The 24,659-nt window shown below is 65.8% G+C and carries 22 protein-coding genes and 1 pseudogene; 18 read left to right on the top strand and 5 right to left on the bottom strand.

Annotated elements, in window-relative coordinates:
* The coding region (locus NU1_RS09525; RefSeq protein ID WP_157552067.1) for a non-ribosomal peptide synthetase at positions 1-3,308 on the top strand (3,308 nt) is incomplete at its 5' end.
* A 67-nt stretch (positions 3,309-3,375) separates the two neighbouring features.
* Here NU1_RS09525 and NU1_RS09520 read toward each other — a convergent pair.
* From NU1_RS09520 to NU1_RS09510, 3 genes and pseudogenes are all read right to left on the bottom strand, one after another.
* Positions 3,376-5,502 (bottom strand): amylo-alpha-1,6-glucosidase, encoded by a 2,127-nt coding sequence (locus NU1_RS09520; RefSeq protein ID WP_067519495.1) that lies wholly within the window; start codon positions 5,500-5,502, stop codon positions 3,376-3,378.
* Positions 5,503-6,386: 884 nt separating this feature from the next.
* Positions 6,387-7,514, bottom strand: a pseudogene (locus tag NU1_RS43125) (glycosyltransferase family 4 protein); the annotation flags it as partial.
* A 451-nt stretch (positions 7,515-7,965) separates the two neighbouring features.
* Entirely contained in the window at positions 7,966-9,114 is a 1,149-nt protein-coding gene (locus NU1_RS09510; protein WP_169815028.1) for an AMP-binding protein, read from the bottom strand.
* 352 nt (positions 9,115-9,466) lie between these two features.
* Between NU1_RS09510 and NU1_RS09505 the strand changes: the two genes are divergently transcribed.
* The 4 genes from NU1_RS09505 to NU1_RS09490 all read left to right on the top strand — a co-directional run bounded on the left by NU1_RS09505 (position 9,467) and on the right by NU1_RS09490 (position 12,962).
* Positions 9,467-10,447: an ABC transporter substrate-binding protein gene (locus tag NU1_RS09505; protein WP_067519462.1), complete on the top strand. Its 981-nt coding sequence runs from the start codon at positions 9,467-9,469 to the stop codon at positions 10,445-10,447.
* 104 nt (positions 10,448-10,551) lie between these two features.
* A complete protein-coding gene (locus NU1_RS09500) occupies positions 10,552-11,901 on the top strand; it encodes a SagB family peptide dehydrogenase (RefSeq protein WP_212761658.1) in 1,350 nt (449 codons plus the stop codon).
* Between the two features lie 39 nt (positions 11,902-11,940).
* Entirely contained in the window at positions 11,941-12,522 is a 582-nt protein-coding gene (locus NU1_RS09495) for a Uma2 family endonuclease (protein WP_067519460.1), read from the top strand.
* 77 nt (positions 12,523-12,599) lie between these two features.
* Positions 12,600-12,962 (top strand): MmcQ/YjbR family DNA-binding protein, encoded by a 363-nt coding sequence (locus tag NU1_RS09490; RefSeq protein ID WP_067519458.1) that lies wholly within the window; start codon positions 12,600-12,602, stop codon positions 12,960-12,962.
* Here NU1_RS09490 and NU1_RS09485 read toward each other — a convergent pair.
* Complete coding sequence (locus tag NU1_RS09485) at positions 12,944-15,001, bottom strand: M13 family metallopeptidase (protein WP_084521126.1); 2,058 nt, start codon at positions 14,999-15,001, stop codon at positions 12,944-12,946. The genes NU1_RS09490 and NU1_RS09485 overlap by 19 nt on opposite strands.
* A 105-nt stretch (positions 15,002-15,106) precedes the next feature.
* Complete coding sequence (locus tag NU1_RS09480) at positions 15,107-17,146, bottom strand: M13 family metallopeptidase (protein ID WP_067519456.1); 2,040 nt, start codon at positions 17,144-17,146, stop codon at positions 15,107-15,109.
* Between the two features lie 412 nt (positions 17,147-17,558).
* On the opposite strand from NU1_RS09480, the gene rplN reads away from it, so the two are divergent.
* From rplN to map, 13 genes are all read left to right on the top strand, one after another.
* Positions 17,559-17,927, top strand: a complete 369-nt coding sequence (gene rplN, locus NU1_RS09475; protein WP_067519454.1) for a 50S ribosomal protein L14 — start codon at positions 17,559-17,561, stop codon at positions 17,925-17,927.
* Positions 17,928-18,242: a 50S ribosomal protein L24 gene (rplX, locus tag NU1_RS09470; protein ID WP_067519452.1), complete on the top strand. Its 315-nt coding sequence runs from the start codon at positions 17,928-17,930 to the stop codon at positions 18,240-18,242.
* A complete protein-coding gene (gene rplE, locus NU1_RS09465) occupies positions 18,242-18,808 on the top strand; it encodes a 50S ribosomal protein L5 (protein ID WP_067519450.1) in 567 nt (188 codons plus the stop codon). Before rplX ends, rplE begins: the two co-directional genes overlap by 1 nt.
* A gap of 4 nt (positions 18,809-18,812) precedes the next feature.
* Complete coding sequence (locus NU1_RS09460) at positions 18,813-18,998, top strand: type Z 30S ribosomal protein S14 (protein WP_067519449.1); 186 nt, start codon at positions 18,813-18,815, stop codon at positions 18,996-18,998.
* A 165-nt stretch (positions 18,999-19,163) separates the two neighbouring features.
* The gene (gene rpsH, locus NU1_RS09455; protein WP_067519447.1) at positions 19,164-19,562 is read left to right on the top strand and encodes a 30S ribosomal protein S8; all 399 of its coding nucleotides are present in this window, start codon (positions 19,164-19,166) and stop codon (positions 19,560-19,562) included.
* A 14-nt stretch (positions 19,563-19,576) separates the two neighbouring features.
* The gene (gene rplF / locus NU1_RS09450; RefSeq protein ID WP_067519445.1) at positions 19,577-20,116 is read left to right on the top strand and encodes a 50S ribosomal protein L6; all 540 of its coding nucleotides are present in this window, start codon (positions 19,577-19,579) and stop codon (positions 20,114-20,116) included.
* Positions 20,117-20,119: 3 nt separating this feature from the next.
* The gene (rplR, locus tag NU1_RS09445) at positions 20,120-20,527 is read left to right on the top strand and encodes a 50S ribosomal protein L18 (protein ID WP_067519443.1); all 408 of its coding nucleotides are present in this window, start codon (positions 20,120-20,122) and stop codon (positions 20,525-20,527) included.
* 31 nt (positions 20,528-20,558) lie between these two features.
* A complete protein-coding gene (gene rpsE / locus NU1_RS09440) occupies positions 20,559-21,203 on the top strand; it encodes a 30S ribosomal protein S5 (RefSeq protein ID WP_067519441.1) in 645 nt (214 codons plus the stop codon).
* A gap of 2 nt (positions 21,204-21,205) precedes the next feature.
* Positions 21,206-21,385: a 50S ribosomal protein L30 gene (rpmD, locus tag NU1_RS09435; RefSeq protein ID WP_067519437.1), complete on the top strand. Its 180-nt coding sequence runs from the start codon at positions 21,206-21,208 to the stop codon at positions 21,383-21,385.
* A gap of 2 nt (positions 21,386-21,387) precedes the next feature.
* Complete coding sequence (gene rplO / locus NU1_RS09430) at positions 21,388-21,831, top strand: 50S ribosomal protein L15 (RefSeq protein WP_067519435.1); 444 nt, start codon at positions 21,388-21,390, stop codon at positions 21,829-21,831.
* Between the two features lie 157 nt (positions 21,832-21,988).
* Positions 21,989-23,311: a preprotein translocase subunit SecY gene (gene secY / locus NU1_RS09425; RefSeq protein WP_067519433.1), complete on the top strand. Its 1,323-nt coding sequence runs from the start codon at positions 21,989-21,991 to the stop codon at positions 23,309-23,311.
* Positions 23,308-23,853 (top strand): adenylate kinase, encoded by a 546-nt coding sequence (locus NU1_RS09420; protein ID WP_067519431.1) that lies wholly within the window; start codon positions 23,308-23,310, stop codon positions 23,851-23,853. Before secY ends, NU1_RS09420 begins: the two co-directional genes overlap by 4 nt.
* On the top strand, positions 23,854-24,654 hold the full coding sequence (map, locus tag NU1_RS09415; protein WP_067519429.1) for a type I methionyl aminopeptidase: 801 nt from the start codon (positions 23,854-23,856) through the stop codon (positions 24,652-24,654).
* Positions 24,655-24,659 lie beyond the last annotated feature (5 nt).

Raw genomic sequence — 24,659 nt, 5'->3', positions numbered from 1 at the left:
GGCCGTCGACCGTCGAGGATTCAGTTGTCGCGGCAATTGCCGCTGCCGCTGCGAATTCCAGCGCGAGCTCGGTGTGGGAGCTGTTCGAGAAGCAAGTAGCGGCCCGGCCCGACGGGATTGCGCTACAGACCAGTTCCGGCGAGCGATTCACCTATCGTGAACTGCGCGATGCCGCCATCCGACTGGCGAATGAACTCGCCGAGCACGGCGTCGGCCCGGAAACCGTTGTCGCCCTGCTAATGCCACGCTCGACGCAGTCCATTATCGGACTGCTCGCGGCCCTCGCCGCCGGTGCGGCCTATGTGCCGGTGGATATCACCCTCCCGGCCACCCGCATCGAATCCATTCTGCGACAGGCTCGGCCGACCCTGGTACTGACCGACGCCCACTCCCGAGACCTCGCCGGTCGGTCCGCGCCGCCGCTGGTGCTGGACGATCCCGCCGTGGTCGAACGCATTTCGGAGCGGCCCGCGACGGTACCCACCGTGCTGCGCCACCCCGCCCAGTGCGCCTACCTCATCTTCACCTCCGGCTCCACCGGCGAACCCAAGGGTGTCGCGGGCACCAATGCCGCACTCATCGCCTACTTCGCCGACCACTACGACCGTGTCTACCGACCCGCCATGACCCGGCTCGGTCGTCCGCTGCGGATCGCGCACGCGTGGTCGCTGAGCTTCGACGCCTCCTGGCAGCCCATGGTGGGTTTCCTGGCGGGACAGACCCTGCACCTGTTCGACGCCGAGGAGATGCGCGACGCGAACCGTCTGGTCGAGGGTATGAAGGCGCATGGCATCGACATGATCGACACCACCCCGTCGATGTTCGCGCAATTGAATACCGCCGGACTGGTCGACGGTGAACTGCCCGTGCTCGCACTGGGCGGTGAAGCCATCGATGCCTCGCTGTGGGCAAGGCTGCGCGCGCTGTCCGGTACCGCCGTCTACAACTGCTACGGCCCGACCGAAACCACGGTCGAAGCGGTCGTCGCTCCCGTCGCCGCGTTCGATACCCCCACCATCGGGACCCCGAATGCCGGAATGTCGGGCTATGTCCTGGATTCCATGCTGCGTCCGGCGCCGCGCGGTGTGATCGGCGAACTGTATCTGTCCGGACCGCAGCTGGCCCGCGGCTATATCGGCCGCGCCGCCACCACGTCGGACCGCTTCGTGGCCGACCCCTTCCGCCCCGGCCGCCGCATGTACCGCACCGGCGATCTCGTCCGCCGCCTGCCGCACAATGGTTTCGCGTACCTCGGTCGCGCCGACGATCAGGTGAAGGTGCGTGGCTATCGCATCGAAATCGGTGAGATCGAGACCGCGCTACGGCAATTGCCAGGAATCGACACCGCGGCAGTGACCGTGGTTCGGCGCGCCGGAGGTGCGAGTCTCGTCGGTTTCGCCGTCGGTCGGCCGAATCGCGGTGTGGACCCGTCCCGCCTGCGCCTGGCCCTCTCCGAGAGCCTGCCCGCCTACATGATTCCGGCACGCATCCTGGTGCTGGATCGGCTCCCGGTGAACGCCAACGGCAAACTCGACGGCCACGCCCTGTCCACGCTGGCCGAACGGGCCCTCACCGCCGATACCGCCGCCGCGGCCCCCAGCACCCCCACCGAAAAGTCGCTCGGTGAAGTGCTCGCCGAACTCTTCGACGGCCGCGTCCCGGGGCTCGACGATGACTTCTTCGCCCTGGGTGTGGACAGCATTGTCGCCATCTCCCTGGTCAACAAGGCTCGTCGCCGCGGTCTCTCGTTGACCCCGCGCATGGTGCTGGCCACCCCCACCATCCGGGAACTGGCCGCCGCCCTCGATTCGGCCGAAACCACGACCACCGCAACCGATGCCGCCGACTATGGCGAGATCCAGCCGCTCCCGGTGGTCTCCTGGATGTACGAGTACGGCAGCTACCGGCGCTTCACCCAAACGGCCCTGCTGCGCCTGCCCGCGAATATCCAAGGTGCGCACCTGGAATCGGCCCTGCAAACGATTCTCGACGGCTACGACACCCTCCGCGCCCGCCTCTGCGACACTCCGGACGGTCCGCGCCTGGTCACCCGTGCTCCCGGTGGCGTTCGTGCCGCGGACATCCTGACCCGGATCGAGTTGGGGGCCAATGAGATTCTGGTGGCTTCCGCCCACGGCCCCGATTCGGAGCGCGCGGCCGATATCGAGTCCCGTATCGACGGGGCCGGCGATTCCGGTCTGGAACTCGGCCCGATCGTGCACGCGGCCGCCCGGTCGGTCACCGACGATATCGACCCGCGCACCGGCGATCTGGTGCGGGCGGTGTGGTTCACCGGCACCGATGAGGGTGAGGTGCTGCTCCTGACCGTGCACCACCTGGCCGTGGACGTGGTGTCGTGGCACATCATGCTCGCCGCCCTCGCCGAGGCGTGGGCGCAGGCGGATTCCGGTGCGCAGCCGCAGATCCTGCCCGAGGTCACCTCCTACCGCGAGTTCTCCCGCCGCATGTGGGAGCGTGCCGCCGAACCGGAGGTACTCGCCCAGCGCGACTACTGGGTCGGCCAGCTCGCCGGTCCGGACCCGGCTGTCGGCACGCGCGTTCCCGATCCGCGCACCGACACCTGGTCCTCGCTGCGCGTCGCCACCGCGGCAACGCCGGTCGCCGTCACCGAACGCATTCTGGCCTCCCTCACCAGAGAGGAGGGCGTGCGCGAATTCCTGCTCACCGCCCTCACCATGACCCTGGCGAGCTGGCGCGACGAACGCGACCAGGACCCGACCGCGGGTGCGCTCATCGCGCTGGAGGGCCACGGCCGCGCCGACACGGACCTGGATACCGACACCTCCAACACCCTCGGCTGGTTCACCAGTGTCTTCCCGGTCCGCCTCGGCTCCGGTGCGGCCACCGTGGACATCGAACGCGCGGAACAGGATCCGACGGCGGCCCGCGCGCTCCTGCACTCGGTCACCGCCCACCTGGCAGCCATCCCGCACCAGGGGCTGGACTACGGCGTACTCCGCTACGCCACCCGCACCCCGGAACTGGTCGCGGCCCAACACCCGCAGATCGAATTCAACTACCTGGGCCGAGTGGATCTCAGCGGCCAGCACCCCGACTCCTGGTCCCTGCTCACCGGCACCCTCAATGAGTCACTACCGCTGGACCCGGAGCCCGACCTGCCGTTGCGCTACACCCTGGACGTCATCTCCGGTATCGGCACCACCCCGGAAGGTCCAGCGCTGACCACGAATTGGCGCTGGAGCGACACCCTCTGCACCGAGGCCGACGCCACCCGGCTGACCGCGCTGTGGCAGCGTGCCGTGGCCGCGCTGGCCGACGCCCTATAGGGCCGGAGGGCAGTGCCGACGGCGTCAGCCCAGTCCGATATCGCGCATCGACTCGCGCACCCACCGATCAGTGCGTAATCAACCTCCAATTGTCCGGAAGGTTGGTCGCCGTGACCCGATCACCCTCGACGGCCAGGTCGATGATCGCACCGCCCAGACGCAGGTCGGTGAGTTCCACCCTGCCCCACCGCAATGGCATATGCGGCAACACCGTGAGGGTGCGCCGCGGGACATCCGGTTCCAGACCCAGGAAGGAACGCACCAGCAATACCGGTGCGGCGCTGGCCCATGCCTGGGGTGAGCAGGAGGTGGGGTAGGGGACCGGAACCGGGAATTCGCCCCGGGGGAAGCCGCAGAACAGTTCGGGCAGACGGCCGCCGAAGGCGCCGGCCGCGTCGAGCAGGCCCTCCGCCAGTCGGGTGGCCAGTTCGACGGCTCCGGGCAGATGCCGGTAGCGCAGCAGCCCGGCCACCCCGATGGCGGTGTCGTGCGGCCACACCGAACCATTGTGGTAGCTCATCGGGTTGTAGGCACCCATGGTGGAAGCCAGGGTGCGCAAACCGAATCCGGAATCCATTTCGGGGCTGGACAGGCGTGCGATTACCTGGGTGGCGTGTTCGTCGGAGACGATGCCCGACCACAGACAGTGACCGATATTGCTGGTCAGGGCGTCCATCCGGCGCTTATTGCCATCCAAAGCGACCGCGAACCAACCCTTTTCGGGCAGCCAGAACGCCTCCGCGAATTTGGTGCGCAGGTCGGCGGCGCGGTCGCGCAGATGCCCGGCCGTGGTCTCGTCGCCGAATTCCTCGGCCAGATCGGCGCGAGCCAGCAGTGCGGCGTAGGCATAACCCTGCACCTCGCACAGGGCAATCGGCGCTTCCGGTAAATGCCCTGTCGCATCATTGATTCCGTCGAAACTGTCCTTCCAGCCCTGATTGATCAGGCCGCGGTCGGTGGCGCGCCGGTACTCCACGAAACCGTCACCGTCACGGTCGCCGTAGTCGGACATCCACGCCAGCGCCGCATCGGCGGCGGGCAGCAGCGCCTGCACCGCGTCGGCATCCGCGCCCCAGCGCCGCGCCTGCGCCAGCAGCATGACGAAAAGCGGTGTGGCGTCCACGGTTCCGTAGTACGTCTCACCGCCCAGTACCGCGCCACTGGCCGGTCCGCGCCGCAATTCGTGCATGATGCGGCCCGGCTCCTCCTCGGTCAGCGGATTCACCCGCGTCCCTTGCATTTCGGCCAGCTGCTGCATGGTGCCCACCGCCAGATTCACATCCAGCGGCAACGCCATCCACGCGGTGAGCAGGCTGTCGCGGCCGAACAGCGTCATGAACCACGGCGCACCCGCCGCCACGAACGGTCTCCCGCCGCGCATTTCGTCATGAATCTGCAAGGCCCCCAAATCACTTTCGGTGCGTTCCAATACCCAGGCCAACTGGGGATTGTCGGCGGTGATCTTGGCGGCGGTATCGCGCCAGGCTTCGATCTTGCGGCCCGGTTCGCTGTGCTCGTAACGCTCACCGGGACGCAGCGGTGCGTGGATGGGCTGGCTGCCGATGGTGGGCTGGGCCAGGATCTCGGTTCGCCACCGCTTCCCGGCCGGTACCACCACGCGCCACGACAGCGAACCGGGCAGGACCGCGGGTGTTTCCGACGACGACACCACCAGTCCGCGTGCCCGGTCCGAACGATCGTTGAGCAGGAGCTCCACGTCGGCGACCATCATATCGGCGCGGCCGCCGCCGGTGCGGCCCTCCTTCACCGCGAACAGGTCCAGGAAATCGGCGTCGACCAGCAATTGCAGGTCGACAGCGGTGGTTTCGCGGCCTAGATTCTCGACGGTGATGGTTTCCCGTAAGCCGTCCGCGATGAGCCGCTCCCGGACGATCAGGACCGTGCTGTCCGCGACGCCGGCCCGTGGGGGCCGACGCAGGATGAACCGTGCGGTGAAGGCCTCCGGACTCAATACCGACAGCGGTTCGGGCCGCTGTCCATCCAATCGGAGTTCCCACCGCGACAGCACCCGCGCATCCCGATAGAACAACCCGTACGGGGTGCCCTGCTCGATATCGCCGAGCGGATCCGACAGGCAGAATGTGCTGCCCTCCACGAGGGTGACCGCGCCGCCACGGCCTCCCAGGGACGACGGCTCGCCAGCGTTGAGTGCTGCGGGCGTGTCACCGTTCATCAAGACCTCCAATTGAGGCGCCCGCTTCACCGGCGCCGGTGCGTGACCGGCCGCGGATCTGGGCGCGGAATGCTGTTGATAGACCAACTGTTTTCCACTCCTCGACCGAGCTCATGCTCCCCGGCCGTGCTCTGTGACGAACTTGCAGCGCCCTCGGGACCCACTCGACATCGAAATCTCGGTGGATTCCCCGTCCCCGGCCGACGGATGGGCCGTCGAACCGGAACCGGATTGTCCCGGCCGCCGCGCCGGAGAAATATCGTCAGCGGCACACTGTCGATCCGTCCCGGCCCGGCGCTCGAGGCGCTGCCGGCGACGATCGTGCCAGACTGCTATCCGCACCCCCTGCCCGGAACATCGCTTGCGACAACATCATTCGCGCGGCCGGTGGACGCGGTTTCGGTCGTGGAACTACCGACTGGTCCGGTTGGGTGGTGGATTGTCTTCGGCGCCGGATAGGCGAGGTCGGCCGAGTCGAGGCCCGGCTGTGTCGACATCTCCGGCGCCAGGGTGCAGGCGCCGCCCGGAATGGGTTCCGTCCCGGCATCACTCGGAACCACGGCCGCGGCCGGATCCAGGATTCGACCCGGTGGTACGGCACCCGCGGGCGTGCTTCCCAGCTGGGCGAGCGGCATTCCGGAGTCGCAGCTCGTTCCGAGCGGTCGGGATGTGGGCGTCGGAATCGGCGCCGGAACCCGGCTGGGCGCCGGACCCGCCGCCCGGCCCGCCGCGGCGCCCGGCGTACGGTTCGGGCCGCGACCGATCGCGGGGCCAGCTACCCGGCTATTGGCGGCCGGGGCACGGCCGGGACCGGTTCCCGCGGCCCGCACCGGCGGGGTGAGGATCGGAGTACCGGACCAGGAGTGCGTGGTGACCCGACCCGAGCGACGTGGACGCTGCGCGAGAAGTACGCGCCGGTAGACCTCCTCGTAGCCGCGGCCCAGTGTCTCCGCCCCGAAATTCTCGAGGACATGGTCGCGACACGCCTGCGGATCGTAGGTCTGAACTTCCTTGATGGCGTACGGCATTTCCGCCGGATCGTCGCAGATTCGACCGGTGACGCCATCCACGATCACCTCGCCGACCGCCCCGCCGCGCAGCGCTACCACCGGCGTGCCGCACACCATGGCCTCGATCATGACCATGCCGAACGGTTCCTCCCACTGCACCGGGAACAGCAGACACCGGGCACCCGCCAGTAGTTTGCGCTTGGCGGCGGTATCGGCCATGCCGAAGACGTGATCCTGGTTGGTGAGCAGGGGTGCGACTTCCGCGTCGAAGTACCGCTGTTCGGGCGGCTCCGCGCACTTGCCCGCCAGCACCAGTGGCAGGCCCACCGCGTGCGCGGCGGCCAACGCCAGATGCGGTGCCTTGTCCGGGGTGTACCGGCCGAGGAACAGTGCGTAATCCTCCTTCACCGGCTGGAACGGCCAATCCTCGGTGCGCAGCGCATTGTGGACGCGCCCCGCCCAATTCAGATCGGGTGCGAGCTCCCGCTGGCGATCGCTGATGGCCACCAGCGCCGCATCCTCGCCGAGTTCGCTGTAGTACATGTAGGGATCGCCGTCCACCGGCCCGTGCACGGTCACCACCATGGGTAGGTCGAGCTCGCGGTAGGTCGGGAGGTTGAGCGGTCCGGCGAAGGTGTGGTCGTGTACCAGGTCCAGACCGTGGAGGGCGGAAACGCGCTCCAGCGCGCGCCGAACCTTGATGGCGTGTACGACCTCTGGAAACGGATCGCCGAGTCGCGCGGCCTGGATCTCGTCCCACAGCGGTATGAATCGCGCGGCCTTGGTGCCGGGCTCACCGGCGCCCAGCAGCGTGACCTCGTGACCGCGATCGGCGAGTGCGTCGACCAGATCGGCGACCACCGCCTCCACGCCGCCATATGCCTTCGGGGGCACATCGAAATACGGTGGGACCACCATTGCGATACGTAGCCGCTCGCGATCGGAGGAGTCGAACAATGCATAGGGTGCCGGACTGGGCACCGGAAATTCTGCGGCCATGATCCACCTTCCAGATACACGCTGTCGGCATCCCAGCCACTGAATGCCGAACACAGTCGGCCGTGGCGGTCGGCGGGCAGGCCGGATAGTCTGTACCCCAAAGGTTTTCGGCTTCGGTCAGCCTCCGGGTGGACCCGTAGGCTTGCAACCGGGGCCGCACCCCGCTGAGGTGGAACATATACGGCGATCGTCGCGCCGACCGGTGCCATCGCATTGGTGGCCAGACGAATCCGGCACACGACTTCAGCACCTATGGTGAGATCGTCACCGGTTACGCGCGGTGAGACCAAAATCGACGGCACCCCGAAAAGCGGCGTTGCGTTCGGGCGGCCATTGACTGAGTTCCACAATATCGCCGGAGATCACACCCCCAGGCCGGATCAAGCAAATGTTGTGGGATTATTTGTTCGCGGTTTCCCGCCGCGTTGCGCCCAGGACCGGGGTAAACGAAGTCTCAGGCGGCGATTTCGGTAACCGCGGAGGTTTCGCCGACGGTGCCTACATCGGTAATCGAGACTGTATTCTCCAGTGTGGCAACAGAATTGGTGATCGAATCGACCGCCGTGAAGGTCAGCCACCCATCGGCGGTCCATTGGCCGAAAATGCCGGTGCGGCATAAACGGCCACCGGCGGTGAATGGATCGGCGACGAAATCCGCTGCGGTATCGGGAACCTCGGCCGCCAGTGCGGCACCGCCGAGGAAGAGCTGACCATACCCACCGGCCGGTACGGGTTGCAGCGCCTCATCCAGCACCAGCACCCGCGCGCCCGGAATCGGCCGTACTCGACCGCTGCCGTCGAGCGGGCCACGCGCCGCCACGCCCGCGTATTCGGGCGCGGTATAGGCGAATCCGGCCACCGAACCCGGCGCGATCTCGCGTAGCAGCCCGGGAAGAATGGCGGGGCAACGGGTTCCGGTGACATCCCAGCGCCGTACCGACGCCAGGGTGGGGGCGAAGGTATCCGTGAACCGGCTGAGGGTATTCGCGTCGGCCACCACATGGGTGGCCGCACAGGTCGCGATCAGTTCGGCCAGCGCGGCCGGATCCTGGCGCTGCGCCTCGGTGGCCACCACCAGGGTGGCGCCGTCGGCAAGGGCGGCGAGCAGCTCCACGGCGGTATCCGCGCAGGCCCAGTCGGTGGCGAGCAGTCGTACATCGGAGGAGCCCATGGCCCGGTCGACGTGCTGTGTCCGGCAGTCGGTGGCGACGGCGCGGCGGTCGTCCACCGCGGCGGCCAGGGCGTCGGGGTGCAGGGCGATGGTCGAGGCGGGGGAGCGGGGAGCGGCAGAGTGTGAACCGGTTGGTACTGAAAGTGTCAGTACCACACCGGAATTCGCGGCCTCGGCGATATCGGCCAATAGCCGGACCGCGCCATCCATGGACCGCTCACAGCGCTCGGCGGTCGCCGGACGACCGATCCGATCGAAAAGTTCGGCATAGGTGAGGATATTCGCGCCGCAGCGCACCGCCGTGCGAATGGCCGGGACGCGACGACCACGCTCGATCAGGGTGGAGATACCCGGATGCCCGGAGAGCTCGACGCCATTGGCCCATTCGTCGACGAGTCGATGCCGCTCGAAGGCGGACAAGGTATCCGGCACCGCACTCCCCATCGCTCACTGACGAATAATAACTATGGCAACCCTAACCTAACTGGGTCGCATTGCAACACCCTGTTCGTCACAGTTCCGCCTCTCCGAATCTTTAGCGCCCGGTTGGGAGCCGTTGATACTCGTGCACGCGTGCCGTCGGTTGGGAGTCGAACCGATTCCGGGGGTGCCCGGTGAGTTACCCCGACACTTGCGAAATCAGTCGTCGCGTTCCATCTCCACGCAACACGCCAGGCGTTTCGCTGAGATCCCCCCTGGGGTGAGACGGTCCACGTTGTAATTAGGCTAGGCTCACCTTCCGCTGGGCCGTAAGGCCGGGCATCTGAGCAATGAGAGGTCAACCATGAAATCGGTGCGAACCCGTCGCTGGTCGCGCACGGCCGTCGCCGTCCTCACGGGCGTGCTCACCCTCGGCCTGGTCGCGTGCGGCTCCTCTTCCGACGACGCGTCCGAAGGCGGTGGCGGCAGCACCACCATTGCCCACACCTACGGTGAGACCACGGTGGACGGGACCCCGAAGCGCATCGTCGCCCTGGGTAACCAGTGGCTCGACGCGCTGCAGTCCCTCGGCGTCACCCCGGTCGGCTATATCGACAATGTCGCCGTGCTGAGCAAGAGCGCCCCCGCGTGGGAGCCCGAATCGCTGCAATCGGCGAAGTCGCTCAACTCACAGGGCAACCTCGTCGAAGAGGTCGCCAACCTGGAGCCGGACCTCATTCTCGCCGACGCCTTCATCGCGACGCAGAAGAATTACGACGACCTCTCCCAGATCGCCCCCACCCTGCCGGGCCTCACCAAGGAAGCCGTCACCCCGTGGCAGGACCAGGTCCGCGCCCTCGGCAAGGTGCTGCACAAGACCGAGGACGCCGACACCGTCGTCAATGACCTCACCACCCGTATCGACGGCATCGCCGCCAAGTACCCGGGTCTGCAGGGCAAGACCTTCGTCAGCAGCTGGCTGTCCGGTCCCACCCAGCTCATGGTCCTCACCGACCCCAAGGATGCCTCCAGCCAGCTGTTCACCCAGCTCGGTATGAGCATTCCCACCCACCTGACCGAACAGGGCGGCAATGGCGGACGTCTCGCACTGTCGCCGGAACGGCTCAATGAACTCGATTCCGATCTGCTGCTCGCGGGCTACTCGCCCGGTATGGACGAGAAGTTCCGGCAGCTCCCCGGCTACAACGAGCTGCCCTCGGTCCAGCAGGACGCCATTGTCTTCCTGACCCTGCAGGAGATCAGCGCCATCAACCAGCCGACCCCGCTGGCGCTGCCCTACCTGCTGGACAAGTTGGAACCGGCACTGGCCAACGCCGCCAAGTAATTCTGCCTCCGGGGCGGGCCGTCAGCCGCACTGAATCCATTCGGTACAGCGGTTGGGGGTCCGCCCATTGTTGTTGTCGCACCGAAGTCGAAAGGCCGCGCGGGTTGTCCACCATCGCCATCCACACCAGATACGCACTGCGCGAAGGCGTCACCTGCCTGACCGTCCCCGGCGGCGCGGTGCTGCTCAACCCGCCGCAGAAGCAGAAGCTCACCGGGCTCGCCCCGGCCCAGCTGGACGCGCTGAAGGCACTCAATCGCGGTCCGCTGGTCGCCGATTCGACCGAGGTGACGGACCTGCTGGAACGTCTCACCGCCGCTGGCTGGCTGGCGGTCACCGTCTGCGAAGGCGACCGCGAGCTCTACACCATCCGTCCGTTCGCCACGCCGCCCGTGCGGCCCACGGCAGGCGGCTCCCCGGTGCTGTCGAAATTCACGGTGATCCACCGTGATTCGGACGGCATCGTGGTCGAACACCCCGTCTCATGGTGTGACCTGCGCATTCACGATCCCCGGCTGTTGGCCCTGACCGGCGGCCTGGACGCCGTCGAAATCGGCCTGTCCGAACAGCTTTCGGCCCGCCTGGCGGCGGACCTGCGCTGGGGCGGCTTCACCGTCGCCGATGCCGCCGCCGAGGACAAGTCCTTCACCACCCGTGGCTGGAGCGCCCCCGATCTGTGGTTCCATCGCCGCAGCACCCTCGGCCCGCGCGTGGTGACCTGGGAACATTTCGGTCCGACCAAATGGGCGAAGACCGAATTCGACCCGCTCCCGGCCCGCAGGCCGAACTACCCGAGCGACCCCATCGCCCTACCCGTCCCGGACCTGGACGCGCTGCGCACCGCCGACCCCTCGCTGACCACCGTCATCGAGAACCGCCGCTCCTGCCGTGCCTTCGACGACACCAACCCGCTCACCCTGGCCCAACTGGCCGAACTCCTCTACCGCGCCGCCCGCACCCGCTCGGTCGAAACCACCGACACCGGAGAAGAACTCCCGTCTCGCCCCTACCCCTCCGGCGGCAGCGTGCACGAACTCGAGCTCTACCCGGTCATCCGCCACGTAGCGGGTCTGGCCCCCGGCATGTACCACTACAACTCGCACGACCACGCCCTCCACCTGGTCGCGCCCGCGGATTCCGCAGCGGTGCGACGCCTCGTTCGCACCACCTCCGCCACCCTGGCCGAAGCGGCCGAACCCCAGGCCGTTCTCCTGATGTCGGCCCGAGCGGGCCGGGTCATGTGGGGCTACGAACAGGTCGCCTACGCCAATATCCTCAAGCACGTGGGCGTCCTCATGCAGACCGTCTACCTGACCGCCACCGCCATGGGCCTGGGCACGGTCGCCCAGGGCTTCAGCGATACCGCCGCCTTCACCGCCGCCACCGGTGTCGACGAACTGGAGGAGTGCAATGTGGGCAGCATGATCCTCGGCACCCCGGCGGTCTCGCGCTGATAGCCGAACGTCGTCCCACGCGCTGGGTAAGCTGCACTCATGACGATCCAGCCGGTGGATTCGCTTCCGCACTCGATGACCGAGGAACAGTACCGGCTGCTGCCCGAGGACATCTCCCGAGATATTGAGATTGTGCACGGCCATGTGATCGTGTGCGAATCGCCGAGCCCCGAGCACAATCGAGTCGCGCGCAGATTGGCCGGGGCTTTGGAAGAGCTGCCGAGTACTGAGCCATGTATCCGGGTGGAGACCGATATTGATGTCGTCCTGTGGCGGATCCCCAGGTTCACGTTCCGCCGCCCGGACGTAGTCGTCTATCGCTGCCTGGAAGAACGCGGTGCGAAGCCGGAAGCCTCCGATGCCCTGATCGTCGTCGAGGTCTCCTCCCCGTCTACCGTTGAGGAGGACCTGCTCGACAAAAAGGCGCAGTACGCGCGCGTGGGCATCCCGCTGTACCTGGTTGTCGTCCTCAACGCCAAATACGAGATCGACGAAATTCTCGAGTTCCGCCTCGACGCCCACGTCCGGGAATATCGCCTGCATGCTCTCCAACGCGGCCCAGCTCTGCACATGGAACGTGTCGTAGTCGGCGACATCGCCCTTGCTGACCTCGCCCGCTGAAGCTGCTCGGCCTCGGTCGGTGCGAGGCCCAGCTGCCGAGTTTCTCGGTTGTCGGACGCGCCTGAGAACATCGCAGCATGACGGTGACCGGTGATGAGGTTCGGGCGGTGGCGCTTGCGCTGCCCGAGGTGCGTGAGGGCTTCGAGTGGCAGATGCCCACGTTCCGGGTGGCGGGGAAGCTGTTTCTGACCTTGCCCGAGGGGGAGACCTCCATCGCGGTGAAGTGTCCGATCATCGATCGGGACGAGCTGGTGGCGGCGGAGCCGGAGAAGTTCTGGATCGCCGCCCACGAGGCCTACAACGCATGGGTGCGGGTGCGGCTCGCCGCCCTCGATGACGGCGAGGAGCTCGAGGCCATCATCGAGGATTCGTGGCGGCAGGCCGCACCGCGCAAGCTGGTGGAGGAGCGGACGGACGGGGATCAGAACGTGACGCGCTGATCCTCGGGGAGGAACAGCTTGTCGGTATCGCGCACCTCGAGGGTGGCGTAGAACTGCGTCAGGTTGCGCACCACCTGGTTGGCGCGGAATTCGTTGGGGGCATGGGTGTCATTGGCGAGCAGGTTCTCGGTGTACTGCGTGGTCGACTTGTCGCGCCAGTTGCGGGCCCAGGCTTCGAACATGGGTCGGTAGTCGGGTGTGTCCACGCCACGGCGCTTTTCGGCAATGGCGAGGGCGGCGAGGGACATCTGCAGGCCGCGCACATCGGCCACGTTCTCACCGACAGTCAGTTCGCCATTGACATGTTGGTCGGGGTTGAGGCCCTCGGGAACCAGCGCGTTGTACTGGTCGACCAGCTTCGTGGTGCGCTCCTCGAAGGCCACGCGGTCCTCGGGTGTCCACCAGTCCTTCAGATTGCCGTCGGCATCGTACTTCGAGCCCTGATCGTCGAAGCCGTGGCCGATCTCGTGGCCGATGACCGCGCCGCCCGCGCCGTAGTTCACCGCCGCCGCGGCGTCCTTGTCGAAGAACGGCGGTTGCAGGAAGGCGGCCGGGAAGACGATCTCGTTGTAGACGGGGGAGTAGAAGGCGTTCACGGTCTGCGGTGCCGCGCTCCACTCGGTCTTGTCGACCGGGGTGCCCAGCCGCTCGAACATCCGCTTGACATCGAAAGTGCCTACCGCGCGCAGGGATTCGATGAGCTTGCCGCGGGTGATGGTCAGCTCGGAGTAGTCCTCCCACTTATCCGGGTAGCCGATCTTGGCATTCATCTTCTCGAGTTTGACGAGGGCGGCGTCGCGGGTGGCCGGTGCCATCCAGGTGGAATTGCGGAAATTGTCCCGGTATGCGGCCTTCATATCGTCCACCATCTCCATGGCGCGATCCTTGGCTTCCGGCGGGAAGTGCTTGTCCACATACAGCTTTCCGAGCTGCTCGCCCAGATTGCTGTCCACGGTGGCGACCGCCGACTTCCAGAGTTCGGGCCGCTGTTCCAGACCGCTCATCACCCTGCCGAAGAACTCGAAATTGGCCTCCCAGATGGCCTTCGGCAGAAAGCGCGCGTACTGCCGCACCAGGTAGAGCTTCAGATAGTCGCGCCACACGTCGAGATCCACGTCGTGCCACAGTCCGGCCGCGTGCGTGATGTAGGACGGCTGGCTGACGATCACCGTGTCGAACAGGTCCTTGGGCCGATCGGTATTGCCGGAGAACCACGGATCCCAGTCGAACTGGGGCCCGAGTGCGGCCATTTCACTCCACCGCATTTTGTTGTAGGTGGCCTCGGAGTTGCGGTTGCGCACGTTATCCCAGAATCCGGAGGCGATCCGGGTCTCCAGATCCACCACGCGAGTCGACATTCCGGTCGGATCGGCGAACCCCGCGCCCTTGGCGATGCTCTCCAGGAAGATCTTGTATCCGGCGAGCTTGTCCGCGTATTCGGGCTTGCGGTAGTACTGCTCACTCAGGCCGAGGCCCGACTGTCCCACCGCTGCCACGTACGCGCTGGAGTTCTTGCGGTCGATGCTGACGCCCAGTCCGATGAGCCCGCCGATCGGCAGCGCGCCCATGACCTTCGCCAGCTCCGACTTGTCCGCCGCCTTGTCGATCTGCGCGAACATATCCTCCAGCGGCGTCATCCCGAGACGTTCGATCTCGTCCAGGTCCATCCGCGCGTCGTAGAGGTCGCGGATCTGCTGCGCCTCGGTCCCGGCCTTCGGATCGGAGATACCGTCGATGATGTCGCGCAGTTGCGCCTCGACCCGTTCGCCGACCTCATCGAAGGTCCCGAACGACACCTTGTCCGGCGGCAGCTGATACTCCTTCAGCCACTTGCCATTGACGCTGCGGTACAGATCGTCCTGCGGCCGAACGGCAGGATCGGCACCAGAGAGATCGGGACCGTTCAGGGTCGTACTGGTCGAGGTCGTACTCGGTGACTCGTCGGTACCGCAGGACGCCACCCACGCGGCGGCGGGCGCGAGCCCGAGCGCCACGAGGAAGGCGCGGCGATCGAATCGGATCGGACCGGACGATGTCACGCGGACCCCTCTCTGAACGTGCGGCGGTGCCGCACCATGGCTGTGCTCCGGCACGAGGCTACCGGCGTCCTCGCGGCGGGGGTGGTCGGACGAGCGGAGCCGGGATCAGAGCGTGATCCGCTGATCCGGTGCGAGCCACTCCCTATCGCCGTCTTTCACATCGAAGGTGGCGTAGAACTCCGGCAGATTGCGCACCGTCTGGTTGCATCGGAATTCACCTGGTGCGTGCGGATCTTCGGCCAGCAGGGTTTCGGCGTACTGGGGTGTGAGCTGAATCCGCCAGATCCGCCCCCATGATTCGAACATGGCCGTGTAGTCGATCCGATCCGCGCCGTCGCGCTGTTCCGCGATGCCGTAGGCGGCCAACGCGATCCCGAGCCCACGCAGATCGGCCAGATTCTCGCCGACGGTGAGCGCCCCGTTGACGTGCTCGCTCGACGGCAGCCCGGTGGGCACCAACGCGTCGTACTGGTCGATCAGCCGCTTCGTCTTGGCTTCGAAGGCGGCCCGGTCCTCCGGCGTCCACCAGTCGTGCAGATTCCCGTCCCCGTCGTAGAGCGACCCTTGATCGTCGAAGCCGTGGCCGATCTCGTGGCCGATGACCGCGCCGATCCCGCCGTAGTTCACCGCCGCTGCGGCATCGGCATCGAAGAACGGGGCCTGGAGAATGGCCGCCGGGAAGACGATCTCATTACGGGTGGGCTCGTAGTAGGCATTCACCGTCTGCGGCGGCATACCCCATTCGGACTTGTCGACCGGCTCGCCCAGCTTGGCGAACATCCGCCCCGCTTCGAAAGTATTGACGGCGAAGAGTGATTCGAGCAGCTTGCCGCGGGTGATGGTGATCGGGGAGTAGTCCTCCCACCGGTCCGGATACCCGATCTTGGTATTGATCTTGTCGAGTTTGGCGACGGCGGCATCCCGGGTGGGCGGCGACATCCAATCGGAATCGCCGAAGTTGACCCGATAGGCCGTGAAGAGATCGTCGACCAGATCCTGCACCCGCTGCTTGGACTGTGCTGGAAAGTGCTGCGCCACATAAGTTTTCCCGAGCGGCATACCGAGATTCGCATTCAGCACGCCGATGCCGGACTTCCACCGCTGCGGCCGCTCCCGCTGACCGCCCAGCTCCCGGTCGTAGAAGTCGAAATCGGCATCGGCGATATCGGATTTCAGATAGTCGGCCCAGTTGCGTACCAGGCTCAGCCGGAGGTAATCGCGCCAGGTGGCGATGTCGGCCTCACCCCACAGCCCCGCCGCCGCGGTCACGAAGGACGGTTGCCGCACCACCACGGTGCCGAACAGTTCCTTCGCTCGATCGGTGTGGCCGGAAAGCCAAGGGTCCCAATCGAATTGCGGACCCAGTGCGGTCAGCTCAGCCCAGCTCATCCGGTTATAGGTGGCCTGCGGATCGCGATTGCGGACGTTATCCCAGAATCCGGCCGCGACGGCCTGCTCCAGCTCGAATACCCGCCCGGCCATGGCGACCGGATCGGCGAAGCCGGCTCCGGCGGCAATGCGCTCCAGATAGGTCCGGTAGGCCGCGAGAATATCGGCGTACTGCGGCTGGCGGAAGTACTGCTCGGGCAGCCCGACCCCCGATTGGCTGATACTCGCGATATTCGCCGTGGCGTTCCGGTCGTCCACCCCCACCCCGAGCCCGAGCAACCCGTCGATCGGCAACTGCCCCATCACCAGGGCCAGATCGGATTTCGCGCCCGCCGCGTCGATCCTGCCCAGCAGCGGTGCCAGTGGCGCCATCCCGACCGCGTCGATCTCGGCGGTATCGAGATAGGCGTCGTAGAGATCGCGAATCTGCTGTTCGGAGCTCCCACCCTTGGGATCGCGAATCGCCTCCACGATCTCGCGCAGCTGCGCCTCGGTCCGCTCCTGGACCTCGGCGAAGGTCCCGTACGACGTCTTATCCGGCGGCAGCCTGTAGTTCTCCAGCCATTTGCCATTGACGAACCGATAGAGATCGTCCTGCGGCCGGATAGCCGGATCCGCGCCCGAGAGATCCGGACCGGCCGGTTGGCCAGGTTTCTCGGGTGTACACGACGGCAGTAGTACCACGGCGGGAACCAGGCCGAGAGCCTTCAGCAGGGTGCGACGGTCGAGGGCGAACGAATGCTCCGGCGAACTCACGGGACTCCTCTTCGGATGCCATACGTAGGTAGCTCGTTGATTGCTCGATCGCGAAGGTTACCTGCCGTCTTGTGGCATTGGCGACAACTGATTTCGTGAGGATCGGGGTAACTCCCTGGGTACGCCCAGAATCGGTTCGGCACATGACCGCCGGCACGCGTGCAAAACGGAAGACGGCTCTGAGTCGGGCGCTGAAGTTTCGGGGAGGCGGATTTTGCCACGACCTGGGGTTTAGCTACACTCGTACGGTTGCCTGCGGGAGCTATGCCCGCACTTCGGCCGCGAACCCACAGTGGTTGGTCTTCCCAGATCGGATAAAACCGCTGGCAGGCGCGCGTTTGAAGGGTAACTGACCATGCCCGTCGGGTCGGCAATCCGGCGTGCATAACGTCCAGGTCTAGGAGGAGCTGAAGTGATTCAGCAAGAGTCGCGACTGCGCGTCGCCGACAACACGGGTGCTAAGGAAATCCTCTGCATCCGCGTGCTCGGCGGTTCGTCGCGTCGCTATGCCGGTATCGGCGACATCATCGTCGCTACCGTGAAAGACGCCATCCCCGGTGGCAACGTCAAGAAGGGCGAGGTCGTCAAGGCCGTCGTCGTGCGCACCGTCAAGGAGCGCCGCCGCCCGGACGGCTCGTACATCCGTTTCGACGAGAACGCGGCAGTGCTGATCAAGCCGGACAACGATCCGCGCGGCACCCGCATCTTCGGCCCGGTCGGCCGCGAGCTGCGCGAGAAGAAGTTCATGAAGATCGTTTCGCTGGCCCCGGAGGTGCTCTAAATGAAGGTGCACAAGGGCGATACCGTGCTTGTCGTCTCGGGTAAGGACAAGGGCGCCAAGGGCAAGGTCATTCAGGCCTTCCCGGCGACCGGCAAGCTCCTGGTCGAGGGCGTCAACCGGATCAAGAAGCATGTCGCGGACTCCGCGAACCAGCGTGGCGCCAGCTCGGGCGGCATCGTCACTCAGGAAGCGCCGATCCAGGCCTCCAACGTGATGGTGATCGACTCCGACGGTAACCCGACGCGGGTGGGCTACCGCACCGACGAGAACGGCAAGCGGGTTCGTATCTCCCGTCGCAACGGGAAGGACATCTGATGACCTCCACTGAAGACAAGACGCAGCCGCGCCTCAAGGCGCGCTACCGCGCCGAGATCAAGGACGCGCTCAACAGCGAGTTCAACTACGACAACGTCATGCAGATCCCCGGCGTGGTCAAGGTTGTCGTGAACATGGGTGTCGGCGACGCCGCCCGTGACGCGAAGCTGATCAACGGCGCTGTCGCGGACCTGACCCTCATTACCGGTCAGAAGCCCGAGATCCGCAAGGCCACCAAGTCCATCGCGCAGTTCAAGCTGCGTGAGGGCATGCCGATCGGTGCGAAGGTCACCCTGCGCGGCGACCGCATGTGGGAGTTCCTGGATCGACTGATCTCCATCGCGCTGCCGCGTATCCGCGACTTCCGCGGCCTGTCGCCGAAGCAGTTCGACGGCAACGGCAACTACACGTTCGGCCTCTCGGAGCAGTCGATGTTCCACGAGATCGACGTGGACTCCATCGATCGTCCGCGCGGTATGGACATCACCGTGGTGACCACGGCGACCAATAACGAGGAAGGCCGCGCCCTCCTCAAGCACCTCGGCTTCCCGTTCAAGGAGAACTGAGCACATGGCTAAGAAAGCCCTCGTCAACAAGGCCAACGCCAAGCCGAAGTTCGCGGTCCGCGGTTACACCCGCTGCCAGCGCTGCGGCCGTCCGCACGCGGTCTACCGCAAGTTCGGCCTGTGCCGCATCTGCCTGCGCGAGATGGCCCACCGTGGCGAACTCCCGGGCGTGCACAAGTCTTCTTGGTAAGTCGCCCACAGACTTTCCGCTGCCCCGGCTCTCGAGCCGGGGCGTCGGACAGAAACGTTCGCCGGGTAACCGGCGAGCACAAACCCCACTTCGTTGTAGGCCCACGACCGCCCGTGTGACGGTGCTGTATGGGAACCGCGGCGAGAAAGGTAAACGGTCAAAAACATGACCATGACTGACCCCATCGCAGACTTCTTGACTCGTCTGCGCAACGCCAACTCGGCGTACCACGACCAGGTGAAGGCTCCGCACTCGAAGCTCAAGGCGAATATCGCCGAGATCCTCAAGCGCGAGGGCTACATCGCCGACTACCGCACCGAAGAGGCGCCTGTCGGCCAGACCCTGATCGTCGACCTCAAGTACGGCCCGAGCCGTGAGCGCTCCCTCCAGGGTGTCCGCCGCGTCTCGAAGCCCGGTCTTCGTGTGTACGCGAAATCCACCAACCTGCCCAAGGTGCTGGGTGGCCTCGGCGTGGCGATCATCTCCACGTCCCAGGGGCTCCTCACGGACCGTCAGGCCAAGCAGCAGAGTGTGGGCGGGGAAGTCCTCGCCTACGTCTGGTAAGGGAGGTAGGAACAATGTCGCGTATCGGTAAGAAGCCGATTCCGGTTCCCGCCGGTGTCGAGGTGAGCATCGAAGGCCAGAGCGTGTCGGTCAAGGGTCCCAAGGGCACCCTGTCGCACGTGGTCGCCGAGCCCATCGTCATCACCAAGGGTGAGACCGGTGAACTCGAGGTCGTCCGTCCGAACGACGAGCGTGCGAACCGCTCGCTGCACGGCCTGACCCGCACCCTGGTCGCCAATATGATCGAGGGCGTCACCAAGGGCTACGAGAAGAAGATGGAAATCTTCGGCGTTGGTTACCGCGTGCAGGCCAAGGGTTCGAACCTCGAGTTCGCCCTGGGCTACAGCCACGCGGTGCCGATCGACGCCCCCGAGGGCATCACCTTCGCGGTGGAGTCCCCGACCAAGTTCTCGGTCTCGGGTATCGACAAGCAGAAGGTCGGCCAGATCGCAGCGGTGATCCACGGCCTGCGTAAGCCCGACCCGTACAAGGGTAAGGGCATCCGCTACGCCGGTGAGGTCGTTCGCCGCAAGGTCGGAAAGACGGGTAAGTAAGCCATGGCACAAACTGAGAACCAGAAACGTCGGCGCAAGCCGATCGGCACGGATGCCTCGACCGCGCGTCGTCTGTCCAAGACGCGTCGCCACTTCCGCCTCCGCAAGAAGATCGAAGGAACCACCGAGCGTCCGCGCCTGGTGGTGCACCGTTCGGCGCGGCACCTGCACGCTCAGCTCGTGGACGACTCGATCGGCAAGACTCTTGCCGCCGCGTCGACCGTCGAAGCCGACGTGCGTGCGCTCGAGGGTGACAAGTCCGCCAAGGGCGCCAAGGTCGGCGAGCTCATCGCCGCCCGCGCCAAGGCCGCCGGCGTCGACGCCGTCGTGTTCGACCGTGGTGGCAAGGACTACCACGGCCGTATCGCGGCGCTCGCCGATGCCGCCCGTGAAGGTGGGCTGAAGTTCTGATGATCAACACTGCGAACGGAAGGAACGTCTGATGCCGGGACGTCAACGGCGTGACGGCGGAAACAATGGTCCCGCCGGACAGAACAACAGCGGCCCGGGTGGCAACGACCGCGACAACCGCGGCCGTGGCCGTGGCGATCGTCGCGATCAGCAGCCGGCCGAGAAGAACAATCTCGAGCGCGTAGTCGCGATCAACCGCGTCTCCAAGGTCGTGAAGGGTGGTCGTCGCTTCAGCTTCACCGCCCTCGTGATCGTCGGTGACGGCAACGGTCTGGTCGGCGTCGGCTACGGCAAGGCCAAGGAAGTTCCCGCGGCCATCCAGAAGGGTGTCGAGGAGGCTCGCAAGAGCTTCTTCCGCGTCCCGATGATCGGCTCCACCATCGTCCACCCGGTCCAGGGTGAGGCGGCGGCCGGTGTCGTCATGCTGCGTCCGGCTTCGCCCGGTACCGGTGTGATCGCCGGTGGCGCGGCTCGTGCCGTGCTGGAGTGCGCTGGTATCCACGACATTCTGGCGAAGTCGCTCGGTAGCGATAACGCCATCAACGTCGTGCACGCCACCGTTGCTGCCCTCAAGATGCTGCAGCGTCCCGAAGAGGTTGCCGCCCGTCGCGGTCTCCCGATCGAGGATGTGGCTCCTGCGGGCATGCTGCGTGCACGCGCGGGACAGGGGGCCTAGACATGGCACAGCTCAAGGTCACACAGATCAAGTCGAGCATCGGCGCCAAGCAGAATCAGCGGAACTCGCTGCGCACCCTCGGGCTGCGTGGCATCCGCAAGACGGTGGTTCGCGACGACAACGCGCAGAACCGTGGTCTGATCAACGCCGTGCGCCACCTCGTTCAGGTTGAGGAGGTATAGGCATGACCATCAAGTTGCACCACCTTCGCCCTGCTCCGGGATCCAAGACCGAGAAGACCCGTGTCGGTCGCGGTGAAGGTTCCAAGGGTAAGACCGCGGGCCGCGGTACCAAGGGTACGAAGGCTCGCAAGAATGTTCCCGCCCGCTTCGAGGGTGGCCAGATGCCGCTGCATATGCGTCTGCCCAAGCTCAAGGGCTTCACCAACCCGTTCCGCACCGAGTACCAGGTCGTGAACGTGTCCGATATCGCCGAGCGGTTCCCCCAGGGTGGCACCATCGGCAAGGCTGAGCTGGTCGCCGCCGGTCTCGTTCGCAAGAACGAGCTCGTGAAGGTGCTCGGCGAAGGCGAAATCGGTGTGGCCGTTCAGGTTTCCGCCGATAAGTTCTCCGGTTCCGCCAAGGAGAAGATCGCCGCAGCCGGTGGCACTGCCACAGTGCTGGCCTGACGGTAGGCTGAAAACACAGAGGCACCGGACGAGTGACGAGCTCGTCCGGTGCCACTGTTAAAGTTCAAGTGTTGTCTGCCAACACCGTCATGGGAATCGGCGTTTCCCATAATCGCTGAAGCCATGGCCTGACCCATGTCGTTAGCCAGGAGGATCTGTGCTTTCCGCCTTCGTGTCGGCTTTCCGGACCCCGGACTTACGGCGGAAGATTCTCTTCACGCTGGGCCTGATCGCGCTCTACCGTTTCGGCGCCGCGCTGCCCTCTCCGGGCGTCAGCTACAAGAATGTTCAAGAGTGTGTGGAACTGGTCAACGGCGGTGATTCCGCCGGTATCTACCAGCTCATCAACCTCTTCTCCGGCGGTGCGCTGCTGCAGCTTTCGGTGTTCGCGATCGGCATCATGCCGTACATCACGGCGAGCATTATTGTCCAGCTGCTGACCGTCGTGATCCCGCGATTCGAGGATCTGAAAAAAGAAGGCCAAGCGGGTCAGTCCAAGATGACCCAGTACACCCGCTACCTGTCGGTCGCGCTGGCGATTCTGCAGGCCACCGGTCTGGTGGCGCTCGCGGCGCGCGGACAGCTGTTGCAGGGTTGCCCCAAGGACATTCTCGACGACACCAGTATTTTCGGCATGGTCATCATCGTGCTGGTCATGACGGCCGGTGCGGCGTTGGTGATGTGGTTCGGCGAGCAGATCACCGAGCGCGGTGTCGGTAACGGCATGTCGCTGCTCATCTTCGCCGGCATCGTGGCGCGGGTCCCGATCGAGGGCAAGATGATCTGGGACAGCGGTTCGCACCTCAAGTTCGCGCTGGTTGTCCTGGCCGTGTTCGCCATCATCGTCGCCGTTATCTTCGTGGAGCAGGGCCAGCGCCGGATTCCGGTGCAGTACGCCAAGCGCGTGGTCGGCCGCAAGATGTACGGCGGCTCCTCGACCTATCTGCCGCTGAAGGTGAACCAGGCCGGTGTTATCCCGGTGATCTTCGCGTCCTCGCTGCTGTACCTGCCGAACCTGGTGGCGCAGCTGACCCAGGACACCGGCGGTGACCCCGCGTGGTGGCAGGAGCAGATCCAGAAGTACCTGGTGAACCCGAATAACCCGGTGTATATCTCGATCTACTTCGCGCTGATCGTGTTCTTCACCTACTTCTACGTCGCGATCACCTTCAATCCGGAGGAGCGCGCCGACGAGATGAAGAAGTATGGCGGCTTCATTCCGGGGTATCGCCCCGGTAAGCCGACCGCCGACTATCTGAACTATGTGCTCAGCCGTATCACCCTGCCCGGTTCCATCTACCTCGGTACGGTGGCGATCTTGCCGAACGTCTTCCTCAATATGGGCGGGGGCACCGGCGGCTCGATCGGTATGGCATTCGGTGGCACCGCGGTGCTGATCATCGTGAGCGTCGGCCTCGATACCGTGAAGCAGATCGAGAGCCAGTTGATGAATCGAAATTACGAAGGGTTCCTCAAGTGAGAGTTGTTCTGCTCGGACCGCCCGGTGCCGGCAAGGGAACGCAGGCCGTGCTGCTGTCGGAAAAGCTGGGTGTGCCGCACATCTCGACGGGGGATCTCTTCCGCGCGAATATCAGCCAGCAGACCGCGTTGGGCCGCGAAGCACAGAAGTACATGGATGCCGGGAACCTGGTTCCCAGCGATGTGACCAATCGCATGGTCGAGGCCCGCATTGCCGAGCCCGACGCGGCGAACGGTTTTGTGCTGGACGGCTACCCGCGCACCATCGACCAGGCCGAGGCGCTGGAGAAGATGCTGCTGCAGGACAGCAAGAAGCTGGACGCGGTGCTCTGCTTCGTGGTTGCCGAGGACGTGGTGGTGGAGCGCATGCTCGCCCGCAAGCGTGCCGATGACAACGAGGAGACCATCCGCAACCGGATGCGCGTCTACCGCGAGGAGACCGAACCGCTGCTCGAGCACTACGACGGTCTCGTGGTGACGGTCGAGGGCGTCGGCGAGATCGACGACGTGAACACGCGCGCGCTGCAGGCGCTGGGTCGCTGAATGGTCTTCGGGCGCAAGAACAAGAAGGTGGTGCCTTTCCGCACCGCCGGTGAGCTCGATGCGATGGCGGCGGCCGGTGCGATTGTCGGCCGTGCGCTGGTGGCGGTGCGCGCCGCCGCCAAGCCCGGGGTTTCCACCCTGGAGCTGGACGAGGTTGCCGAGCAGCTCATTCGGGAGGCCGGGGCCGTCCCGTCCTTCAAGGGCTACCACGGCTTCCCGGGCTCGATCTGTTCTTCGGTGAACGACCGCGTAGTGCACGGCATCCCGTCCGCCGATGACGTCCTCGTCGAGGGAGACCTGGTCTCCATCGACTGCGGCGCCATTCTCGACGGCTGGCACGGTGACTCGGCCTGGACCTTCGGTGTGGGCAGCTTCATCGAGGCCGACCGCCTGCTGAGCGAGGCCACCAAGATGTCCATGGAAGCCGGTATCGCCGCCATGCTCCCCGGCAACCGACTCACCGACGTCTCGCACGCCATCGAACTCGGCACCCGCGCCGCGGAGGCCGAACACGGCCGCGCCTACGGCATTGTCGACGGCTACGGCGGTCACGCCATCGGCCGCGAAATGCATATGGACCCGTTCCTCCCCAACGAGGGCAAGCCCGGCAAGGGCCCGCAACTCGTGGTCGGTTCGGTGCTGGCCATCGAGCCCATGCTCACCCTCGGTACCACGGAAACCAAGACGCTGGAAGACGATTGGACAGTCGTCACCACGGATGGTTCCCGCGCAGCGCACTGGGAGCACACGGTCGCCGTTACCGAGGACGGCCCGCGCATCCTCACGCTGCGCCCGGAGTAGTCTTC

The organism is Nocardia uniformis NBRC 13702 (assembly GCF_001613345.1).
GTDB lineage: Bacteria > Actinomycetota > Actinomycetes > Mycobacteriales > Mycobacteriaceae > Nocardia > Nocardia uniformis.
This window is presented reverse-complemented; position numbering and strand designations above follow the sequence as displayed.